At 70.1% G+C, this 9,727-nt stretch carries 9 protein-coding genes; 7 read left to right on the top strand and 2 right to left on the bottom strand.

Features of this window, described 5'->3' with window-relative positions; genetic code table 11:
- Positions 1-56 precede the first annotated feature (56 nt).
- Positions 57-473: a RidA family protein gene (locus AC31A1_RS39090; protein WP_489657835.1), complete on the bottom strand. Its 417-nt coding sequence runs from the start codon at positions 471-473 to the stop codon at positions 57-59.
- A 175-nt stretch (positions 474-648) separates the two neighbouring features.
- Here AC31A1_RS39090 and AC31A1_RS39085 point away from each other — a divergent pair, with 175 nt between their 5' ends.
- The 7 genes from AC31A1_RS39085 to AC31A1_RS39055 all read left to right on the top strand — a co-directional run bounded on the left by AC31A1_RS39085 (position 649) and on the right by AC31A1_RS39055 (position 8,292).
- On the top strand, positions 649-1,488 hold the full coding sequence (locus AC31A1_RS39085) for a fumarylacetoacetate hydrolase family protein (RefSeq protein ID WP_489657834.1): 840 nt from the start codon (positions 649-651) through the stop codon (positions 1,486-1,488).
- A gap of 2 nt (positions 1,489-1,490) precedes the next feature.
- Positions 1,491-1,976 carry a cupin domain-containing protein gene (locus tag AC31A1_RS39080; protein ID WP_489657833.1) on the top strand — a complete coding sequence of 162 codons (486 nt, stop codon included), beginning with the start codon at positions 1,491-1,493 and terminating at the stop codon, positions 1,974-1,976.
- Complete coding sequence (locus tag AC31A1_RS39075; protein WP_489657832.1) at positions 1,973-2,905, top strand: acyl-CoA thioesterase; 933 nt, start codon at positions 1,973-1,975, stop codon at positions 2,903-2,905. The genes AC31A1_RS39080 and AC31A1_RS39075 overlap by 4 nt, the downstream gene beginning before the upstream one ends.
- A 61-nt stretch (positions 2,906-2,966) precedes the next feature.
- Complete coding sequence (locus AC31A1_RS39070; RefSeq protein WP_489657831.1) at positions 2,967-4,625, top strand: AMP-binding protein; 1,659 nt, start codon at positions 2,967-2,969, stop codon at positions 4,623-4,625.
- On the top strand, positions 4,622-6,991 hold the full coding sequence (locus tag AC31A1_RS39065; RefSeq protein WP_489657830.1) for a bifunctional salicylyl-CoA 5-hydroxylase/oxidoreductase: 2,370 nt from the start codon (positions 4,622-4,624) through the stop codon (positions 6,989-6,991). Before AC31A1_RS39070 ends, AC31A1_RS39065 begins: the two co-directional genes overlap by 4 nt.
- Complete coding sequence (locus AC31A1_RS39060) at positions 6,988-7,425, top strand: acyl-CoA thioesterase (RefSeq protein WP_489657829.1); 438 nt, start codon at positions 6,988-6,990, stop codon at positions 7,423-7,425. Before AC31A1_RS39065 ends, AC31A1_RS39060 begins: the two co-directional genes overlap by 4 nt.
- Before the next feature lie 12 nt (positions 7,426-7,437).
- Positions 7,438-8,292 carry a PaaX family transcriptional regulator gene (locus AC31A1_RS39055; protein ID WP_489657828.1) on the top strand — a complete coding sequence of 285 codons (855 nt, stop codon included), beginning with the start codon at positions 7,438-7,440 and terminating at the stop codon, positions 8,290-8,292.
- 10 nt (positions 8,293-8,302) lie between these two features.
- Here AC31A1_RS39055 and AC31A1_RS39050 read toward each other — a convergent pair whose 3' ends face one another.
- The gene (locus AC31A1_RS39050) at positions 8,303-8,821 is read right to left on the bottom strand and encodes a hypothetical protein (RefSeq protein ID WP_489657827.1); all 519 of its coding nucleotides are present in this window, start codon (positions 8,819-8,821) and stop codon (positions 8,303-8,305) included.
- Between the last annotated feature and the right edge of the window lie 906 nt (positions 8,822-9,727).

Here is a 9,727-nt window from a genome sequence, read left to right as displayed (position 1 = left end):
CCCCACCACTGCGCTCGGCGATCACCGGAGTGCTCTGCCACCGCCACAGCGATCCGCTATTCCCCCCGAATCAACCGCTCGTCCGGGATCACCGCAACCCCCAGGATCTCGATCATCGCCTCCGCCTGCCACAACGCGGTCGTGCCGATCCCCGCCATCGCCGGATAGACCGGCCCCGCAAGCTCGCGCCAGACCTTCCCGATCTCCTTGCCGTGTGCCTGGTAGTCGGGGATGTCGGTGAGGTAGATCGTCAGGCTCACCAGGTCCTCAGGGATACCGCCCGCCGCCCGCAAGGTGGTGAGCACGTTGCCGAAGGCCTGCCTGAACTGCTCGACGATGCCGCCGGGGACGATCCGCATGTCCGCGTCCAGGGCCGTCTGTCCGCCCAGGTAGAGCGTGTTGCCGCTCAGGGTGCCGTGCGAGTAGCCGCTCGGTGTGGGGAGCGAGGGCGGGTTCACCGGGATCGGAGTCATTGCTGGTTGCTCCTCGGACGGGTCGGACGGACCGGACCGGACTGGACCGGACGGGCTGACTCAAGCAGCGTAGCCCATCTATTGACTGTTTTCGACGGTCGTGAAAATCTCGCTATATCGCAGCCCGGCCACCGACCGTGGTCCGACCGCCGCCCCACCCCGAGGGAGTAAGCCCATGAAGCTCGCCACCGTGGCCCATGGAGGCCGCACCACGGCCGCCGTGCTCGACGGCGACCGCTGGCGGGCGCTGCCGGCCGACGACCTCTCCACGCTGCTGACGACCACGACAACCGACCGCATCGCGAGCCTCGCCGGGGCCGAACTGCCCGGCGCCACCCCCGTGTTGCCGCTGCCCTCACCGCGCAAAGTCGTCTGCTGCGGTCTCAATTACGCCGACCACATCACCGAGATGGGCCGCGACCTGCCCGCCCACCCCACGCTCTTCGCCAAGTACGCCGACACACTCACCGGCCCCGAGGACGACCTGGTCCTGCCGCCCGGGCTCGACGTGGACTGGGAGGCGGAGCTCGCCGTCGTCGTGGGGGCGGACCTCAGCCGCGTGGACCGGGACACGGCCGGGCGTGCGATCGCCGGATACACGGTCGCCAACGACATCAGCGTGCGGGACTGGCAGAAGCGCACGCTGCAGTGGTTCCAGGGCAAGGCATGGGACCGCACCACCCCGCTGGGACCGGTGGTCGTCACGCCCGACGAACTCGACCCGGTCGCGGGCGTCGAGGTGATCTGCCGGGTCAACGGCGTCGAGCGGCAGCGCGGAAACACCAGCACGCTGGTGTTCGACGCCGCCGATCTGCTCGCCTATGTCTCCACCTTCACGGTCCTGCGCCCCGGCGACATCGTGCTCACCGGCACCCCCGGTGGCGTGGGGTCGGGCATGAACCCGCCGGTCTTCCTCGCCGACGGCGATCTTGTCGAGACCGAGATCCCCGGCATCGGCACCCTGCGCAACCGCTTCCGCCACACGGACCTCCACCTCACCGACTCCAGGAGCTGATCATGGAACCCGATTTCTCCAAGTACGTCCTAGAGGGCGACAACTCGTCGTACGCAAACGAGTCCGGCCTGGTCGTACCAGTCGTGACGCGCGGTGGTCTGGAGGTCGGCGCGACCGGCCAGTCCGCCGGGGCGACCCGGATCTCCGGTGTCTCCGTGCAGCACACGCCGGCCACCAAGCTGTGGTTCGGGAAGGTGAGGAACGAGTCGGGTTATCGCTCGGTGCCGCACCACCACGGTGAGGCGGAGACCGGCGGCTACGTCCTCTCCGGCCGGGCCCGGATCTATTTCGGCGAGCGCTTCGAGGACTACCTCGACCTCGCGGAGGGCGACTGGGTCTTCGTCCCGCCGTTCATGCCGCACGTCGAGTGCAACCTCGACCGCAACAACCCGCTGACCTGGATGACGACCCGTACGCCGGAGAACATCGTGGTCAACCTGGACGAGGTGGCCGACGCCGACCTGCGCGACTGGCTGGACCGGCCGTGAACGACTCCCACGCCACCGGCGCCCACGTCCGCTCCGTCCCGACCTCGGCGGTCTTCACCGCCGCGATCGCCCTGACCCCCGTCGAGCCCGAGCACTTCGACCTCGCCTTCACCGCGACCACCCAGCCCTGCCCGTGGCCGAAGGCGTACGGCGGTGACATGGTCGCCCAGGCCACGGCCGCCGCGATGCGCTCGGTCGAGGGCAAGACGCTGCACTCGATGCACTCCTACTTCCTGCGGCCGGTCGACATCGGGGCCGAAGTCCGTTACGAGGTCGAGCTGTTGCGCGACGGCCGCGGCTACGCCACCCGCCAGGTCCGCGGCTTCCAGAACGGCAAGCCCGTCTACACCTGCCTCGCCAACTTCGCCGCGGGCGAGCCCGGCGCGACCTTCGCCGCCGAGCCCCCCGTCGGTGTGCCCGATCCCACCGAACTGCCCAGCTCCGCCTCGTACTTGCGCGACACCACCGCGCCCCGGGGCACGATGACCGACACCTCCGAGGAGTACTGGAGTGGTGGCCGCAGCTTCGACATGCGGCACGTGCCCGGACCCGTCTACCTCACGGTCGAGGGCGAGCGCGTGCCCCAACAGGCCGTGTGGGTAAGGCCGTTCGACACTCTGCGTCCCGTCGACGGCCTGACCGACGAGCAGCGCGACCTCGCCGCGCTCGCCTACGTCTGCGACTACACGATCCTCGAACCCGTCCTGCGGGTGCTGGACCTGCCGTGGGCACTCCCGGGCCTCATCACCGCGAGCCTCGACCACGCGATGTGGTTCCACCGGTCCGCCCCCATGGACGGCTGGCTCCTCTACGCCCAGGAAGCCGTCGCCGCCGACGCCGGTCGCGGTCTCGCCGTCGGCCGCTTCTTCACCCCGTCCGGTACCCACCTGGCCACCGTCGTCCAGGAAGGCCTGATCCGCAGCTCTTGATTCCCACGCAGCTCCTGATCCCTGCACGGCCCGCCCCCGGCCTGCGGAAAGGACCCTCCCGATGGACCAGTTGGACCAGATGGGCCTCTCGCCCTCCGCCTATCCGGACACGTTCGCCCGCGACCATCTTCCGCCGCGCGCCCAGTGGCCGGTCCTTGAGTTCACCACCGCCGAACTCCAGTACCCGCAGCGACTCAACGCGGGCACCGAGCTCATCGACGTACCCACCGCCCGCTTCGGCCCCGACCGCCCGGCCCTGCGCACACCGGAGGGCGAGGTGTGGACCTACGGCGAACTGCTGCTCCGCGCCAACCAGATCGCCCACGTCCTCACCGACGACCTCGGCCTGGTCCCCGGCAACCGGGTGCTCCTGCGCTCCCCCAACAACCCCTGGACCGTGGCCTGTTGGCTCGGAACCCTCAAGGCCGGCGGCATCGTCGTCACGACCATGGCGGCCCTGCGCGCCCGCGAACTCACCCCCGTCGCCGAGAAGACCCGCCCGGCCGTCGCCCTGGTCGACCACCGCTTCACAGCGGACGTCGAGGCCGTACGCGACACCGTCCTGCCGGACCTCACGATCGTGGCCTACGGCGGCGACGCACCCGACGACCTGACGCGCCAAGTGGCCGCGAAACCGGCCGAGTTCACCGCGGTCGACACCGCCGCCGACGACGTCGCCCTCTTCGGACCCACCTCGGGCAGCACCGGCGTACCGAAGATCACCACGCACTTCCACCGCGACATCCTGTCGATCGACAACACCTTCGGCCGGCACACGCTTCGCCTCCGGCCCGACGATCTGGTGTCGTGCACCGCCCCGCTCGCGTTCACCTTCGGGCTCGGCATCCTGGTCGTCTGTGCCCTGCGGGCCGGTGCGTGCGCGCTGCTGACGGAGGCCGTGGCACCGGAACCGCTCGCCGAGTTGGTCGCCGAGGCGGGGGTCACCGTGCTGGCGACCGCGCCGACGGCGTACCGGCAGATCCTCAAGGCCGGGAAGGCGGACCGGCTACACGGTCTGCGCAGTGCGGTCAGCGCCGGGGAGCACATACCCGAGGACGTGTGGGAGCAACTCCGCGCGGAGACCGGGATCAAGGTCATCGACGGCATCGGCGCCACGGAGATGATCCACATCTTCATCTCCGCCGCCGGTGACGACATCCGGCCCGGTTCGACGGGACGTCCGGTCCCCGGATACCGCGCCACGATTCTCGACCTCGACGGCGCGGAGGTCGGCCCCGGTGTCGAGGGGCGGCTGGCCGTGATCGGCCCGGTCGGCTGCCGTTACCTCGACGACCAGCGCCAGGAGAACTACGTGGTGAACGGCTGGAACGTCACCGGCGACACCTTCGTGCGCGACGAGGACGGCTACTTCTACTACCGCACCCGCACGGACAACATGATCGTGTCCTCCGGCTACAACATCGGCGGTCCCGAGGTCGAGTCCGCGATCAACACCCACCCGGACGTACTCGAATCGGCCGTGGTCGCCAAGCCCGATCCCGAACGCGGCTCCGTCGTCTGCGCGTTCGTCGTCCTGGTCGAGGGCGTCGTCGGCGACGAGGCCAAGGCCAAGGACATCCAGGACCACGTCAAGGCGCACCTGGCGCCGTACAAGTACCCACGGACGGTGCGTTTTTGCGACGCGCTGCCCCGCAACACCAGCGGAAAGCTTCAGCACTTCCTGCTGCGTCGGATCGTCGAGAAGGAGACCCAGGCATGAGGATCGCGATCGTGGGCGGCGGGCCTGGTGGGCTGTACCTCGCCGCGCTGATGAAGCAGCTCGACCCCGCCCATGAGATCACCGTGTGGGAGCGCAACGCCCCCGACGACACCTTCGGGTTCGGCGTGGTCTTCTCCGACGAGACCCTCGGCGGCATCGAGAACGCGGACACCGTCGTCCACGACGCGATGGAGAGCCGGTTCGCCCGCTGGACTGACATCGACATCGAGTTCGACGGGCACCCCTTCACGGTCGGCGGCCAGGGCTTCGCGGCGATGGCCCGCAAGGACCTGCTGCACATCCTCCAGGAACGGGCCGCCGAACTCGGCGTCACCGTGCACTACCGCACCCTCGCCCCGGAAGTGGACGAACTCCGCGGCTCCTACGACCTCGTGGTCGCGGCCGACGGCATCAACTCGGGCGTGCGCACCAAGTACGCCGACGCCTTCGTCCCCTCGCTGGACCAGCGGACGAACAAGTACATGTGGCTGGGCACCGACCGGGTCTTCGAGGCGTTCCAATTCCTCGTCAAGCAGACCGAGTTCGGGACCATGCAGATCCACGGCTACCCCTACTCCGACGCCGGTTCGACGTTCATCGTCGAGATGGCCGAGGACGTGTGGCGCAAGGCCGGCCTCGACGCGACGGAGGGCACACAGTTCCCGCCCGGGGTGAGCGACGAGCGGTCGGTCGCCCGGATCCGCGAGATCTTCGCCGACGAACTCGCCGGGCACAACCTCCTTACCAACAACTCCCGTTGGCTGAACTTCACGACGGTCCGCAACGAGCGCTGGCACCACCACAACGTGGTCCTGCTCGGCGACGCCGCCCACACCGCGCACTTCTCCATCGGCTCCGGCACCAAGCTCGCCATGGAGGACGCCCTCGCCCTCGCCGCGTGCCTGCACGAACACCCCACCGTGGACGAGGCGTTGACGGCGTACGAGACCGAGCGCCGTCCGGTGGTCGAGTCCACCCAGCGCGCCGCCCAGGCCTCCCTTGAGTGGTTCGAGAACATCGGCCGGTACGCCGGCCAGGACCCCGCGCAGTTCTGCTTCAACCTGCTCACCCGGTCCCGCCGGATCACCTTCGACAACCTCAAGGACCGCGACCCGGACTTCGCCGACCTGATCGAGCGCGGCTTCGCGGAAGCGCAGGGCCTCACCGATTCCGTCCCGGCGATGTTCCAGCCGTTCACCATCGGCGCCTTGGAACTGAAGAACCGGATCATCGTCTCACCGATGGACATGTACTCCGCGGTCGACGGAGTGCCGGACGACTTCCACGTCGTCCACCTCGGTTCCAAGGCGCTCGGCGGCGCGGGCCTGGTGATGACCGAGATGGTCTGCGTCTCCCCCGAGGCCCGGATCACCCCGGGCTGCACGGGCTTGTGGAACGACACCCAGCGCGACGCGTGGTCCCGGGTCACCGACTTCGTCCACGCCCGCAGCACCGCGAAGATCGGTCTCCAGCTGGGCCATTCGGGCCGCAAGGGCTCAACTCGCCTCATGTGGGAGGGCATTGACGAGCCCCTCGCCGAGGGCAACTGGGAGGTCATGGGCCCGTCCCCGCTGCCCTACGGCACGGGATGCCACACACCGCGCGAGATGACCCGGGCCGACATGGACGCGGTCGTCGCCGACTTCGTGGCCGCCGCCCGCCGGGGCGCCGACGCGGGATTCGACCTGCTCGAAGTGCACGCGGCCCACGGCTACTTGCTCTCCTCGTTCCTCTCCCCCATCGCCAACCACCGCACCGACGAGTACGGCGGCGACCTCACGAACCGGCTGCGCTTCCCGCTGGAGGTCTTCGACGCCGTACGGTCCGCCTTCCCTGCCGACCGCCCGGTGACGGTCCGGATCTCGGCCACCGACTGGACCCCCGACGGGAACACCGAGCACGACGCGGTCGAGATCGCGCGGGCGTTCGTCGCGCACGGCGCGGCCGCCGTCGACGTGTCGTCCGGTCAGGTCACCAAGGACGAGAAGCCGGCGTACGGCCGCTCGTACCAGACCCCGTTCGCCGACCGCATCCGGCACGAGGTCGCCGCTCCGGCGGGGGCGGCCGTGATCGCCGTAGGAGCGATCTCGTCGTACGACGATGTCAACTCGATCCTGCTCGCCGGGCGTGCCGACCTGTGCGCGCTCGGCCGTACCCATCTCTACAACCCGCAGTGGACGCTGCAGGCGGCGGCCGAGCAGGAGTACCGCGGCGCGGGCGCCGACTGGCCGGCGCAGTTCGCGGCCGGTCGTCGCAAGCCTCCCACCTCACGGACCGACGCGGTCCGCCCGCGTCTCGCGCTGCTCCGCGAGACGGCGCGGGATGCCGTGCACCTGCGCTGGACCCCGGCCAGGGCGGCGGAATGAGCGGCCCCTTCGGTGTTCACCGGGCCCGCGTGGAGTGGATCGACACCGACGCGGCCGGGATCTACCACAACACCACCGTCGTCCGGTTCGCCGAGGCGGCGGAGGCCGAGCTGATGCGCGCGTACGACATCCCGGGATATTTCCCGGTGGCCCCGTGGGTGCGCTACGAGGTGGAGTTCGAGGCGTCGATCCGGTTCGGCGAGGAGGTCGAGACGCGGGTCGAGCTGATCCGCCTCGGCCGGTCCTCGATGACCTTCGGCTTCGAGGTGTGGCAGACCACCGCCGACGGCAGGCCGAACTGCCGTGCCGCCCGGGGCAGTTATGTCACCGTGCACGTCCCCGACAAGGCGACCGGCGGCAGCGCGCCCTGGCCGGCCGCCTGGCGTGCCGCGCTGGGCGGCCGGGCGGAATCCGACGCCGTGCGGGCGCACTGAAATACTACGATCGTGACGGCAAGCGATCTCGAAGACGACAGCCCGGGCCAGCCCGCACCGCCGCGATCCCTGATCGTGACGGTGTACGGCCTCTACGCGCGCGAGGTCGGCGGCTGGATCGGCGTGAGCACCCTGATCCGGCTGCTCGCCGAACTCGACGTCGACGCCCAGGCGGTCCGCTCGTCGATCTCCCGGCTCAAGCGCCGCGAGATCCTGGTGGCCGAGCGCCGGGGCGGCCGTGCGGGCTACGCGCTCTCGCCGTACGCCCGTTCCGTCCTGGAGACCGGTGACCGCCGTATCTTCGAACGGCACGCCGTCACCGACGACGGCTGGGTCATCGCCGTCTTCTCGGTGCCGGAGAGCGAGCGCCGGCACCGGCACCAACTCCGGTCCCGGCTGGCCTGGTTGGGCTTCGGCACGGTCTCGTCCGGGATCTGGATCGCCCCGGCCCACGCGCTCGACGACACCCGCGACCACCTGCTCCGACACGGCCTGGACCAGTACGTCGACCTCTTCCGCGGTGACTACGTGGCCTTCGGTGACCCCGCCGAACAGGTGGGCCGCTGGTGGGACTTGGAGGCGCTCCAGAAGCTCTACGACGATTTCGTCGCCGAGTTCACGCCGATGGCCGGGCGTTGGGCCGGGCCCGGCAGGAACGGGCTGTCGGGCCAGGACGCGTTCATCGACTACGTCCACGTCCTCACGGCCTGGCGCCGGTTGCCCTACCTCGACCCGGGTCTGCCCAGCTCCCTCCTCCCCGCCACGTGGTCCGGTGCGACGGCGGCGGATCTCTTCGCCGCGCTCCGGCACACGTTGGCGGACCCGGCACACGAGTTCGCCCGGAGCCTGCTGGACGACCCCTCGTGATCGGGCGGGGTCAACTCCCGAACGCCTGGCGGAACTTGGCGATGTCCTCGGGCGAGGCCTCGATCGCGGCGCACATCGGGACGAAGCCGTCCTTGGCGCCCACGATGTAGTGCCCGCCTTCCGTGTACGTCAGCGTTTCCGAGACCTCGGTGTCGCTGGTGAGGACGACCATCTCCGCGTCGCCGCCCTTGAACCACCGGTCCACACGGAAAGTGGCCGTCGAGCCCTTGACGGACGTGGCCGTTCCTTCGAAAAGGGTCGGGTACGTGCCCAGGGTGTCGACGCCGGGCGGCATGCACTTGCCGGAGCCGCCCTCGGCGGTGAGCCGCAGCGCGCCGGCCGGGGCCGCGGTCTTGGCCGAGGCCGAATGACCGTTGCTGTTACCGCTGTTGGCCATGATCCCTCCGGCGACGCCGCCAAGTACCAGGAGTCCGGCCGCCGCGAGTCCGAAGAGATGACGGCGTCCCCATCCCGCGGTCGTGATGCCGGCGGCGGTGGTCGCGGACTGAAGCGCGGTGTCGGTGTTCAAGGTGTCCTCCACAAGGCGGTCGATGTCGGGCGGCGGAGCAATTCCGGTCAGCACCGGGTCCCCAACCGGTCGGCGAGTCTCGCCTTCGCCCGATGGAGCCGGATGCTCACCGCGTTGGGCGTCAGTCCGGTCGCCTCCGCGATCCGCCGCGGTCGGGCCTGCCGGTGCTCTCGGCGGCGACCGCCACGGCGTACCGCATCCTCGTCGAGCTGGGCCTGCCCGCGGTCGTTGCCGGCGCGGGCAGCCTGCTCAGTGGCCGGTTCGAGGCCGGCGGGCGGACAGGGGAAGATCTGGGGCAGCCGCGAAGGACGACAGGACGTCCGTGAACTGCTCGCACATCTCACGGACTTCAGCCTCGCGAAGTTACCTGCGGGCCTGTGCCGCGATCCCGGGCAGTCACCTGGTCTTCGTCGGCGACCAGCCGGACCGGCGGAGGTTCGGAGAGCAGGCTCAGAGGGGTGCCATCTCCAGCTCCCCGAAGACCCGCAGGCCAACCTGTGCCGCCAGCCAAGGAGCCCGTTCGGCCTCGACCTGCTTCACGTGGACGTACAGCGTGTGATCGGGACGTTCCCCACCGCGGCCAGCGCGGAGATCCGCGCCTCGAAGTCGACTTCGAGTTCCGTGGTCAGGCACCCTCCCTGCCGACCATTGATCGCCGGACTCCGTCGTCCGAGAGGCAACGCCAGAGCAACGCCAGCCTGTGCGCGACATAAGAATTTGTGTGATCCACGCAGGCGTGGGCAGGCGCCGCCGTTATGAGCACCCTCCATCGGAGCACCGCAGACGAGGCCACGGCGCAGAGCCCTGACGTGCGGGCGGCGGCGCCGCCGCTCGTGCCCGCGGCCGCGGAACGGGGCAGAGGTGGCGGGCGGGGCTTTTCGTCGGCGCTGCGTGGTGGTGGGCGGG

The sequence above is a fragment of the Streptomyces sp. P5F9 genome (genome assembly GCF_057961495.1).
Note: the sequence above shows the minus strand (reverse complement) of the source record. Positions and strands in the feature narration are given on the sequence as shown.

What these genes read in the sequence shown, in the direction of transcription:
- AC31A1_RS39090 (WP_489657835.1), bottom strand. Translation starts at nt 473, where the DNA reads ATGACTCCGATCCCGGTGAACCCGCCCTCGCTCCCCACACCGAGCGGC.
- AC31A1_RS39085 (WP_489657834.1), top strand. Translation starts at nt 649, where the DNA reads ATGAAGCTCGCCACCGTGGCCCATGGAGGCCGCACCACGGCCGCCGTG.
- AC31A1_RS39080 (WP_489657833.1), top strand. Translation starts at nt 1,491, where the DNA reads ATGGAACCCGATTTCTCCAAGTACGTCCTAGAGGGCGACAACTCGTCG.
- AC31A1_RS39070 (WP_489657831.1), top strand. Translation starts at nt 2,967, where the DNA reads ATGGACCAGTTGGACCAGATGGGCCTCTCGCCCTCCGCCTATCCGGAC.
- AC31A1_RS39065 (WP_489657830.1), top strand. Translation starts at nt 4,622, where the DNA reads ATGAGGATCGCGATCGTGGGCGGCGGGCCTGGTGGGCTGTACCTCGCC.
- AC31A1_RS39060 (WP_489657829.1), top strand. Translation starts at nt 6,988, where the DNA reads ATGAGCGGCCCCTTCGGTGTTCACCGGGCCCGCGTGGAGTGGATCGAC.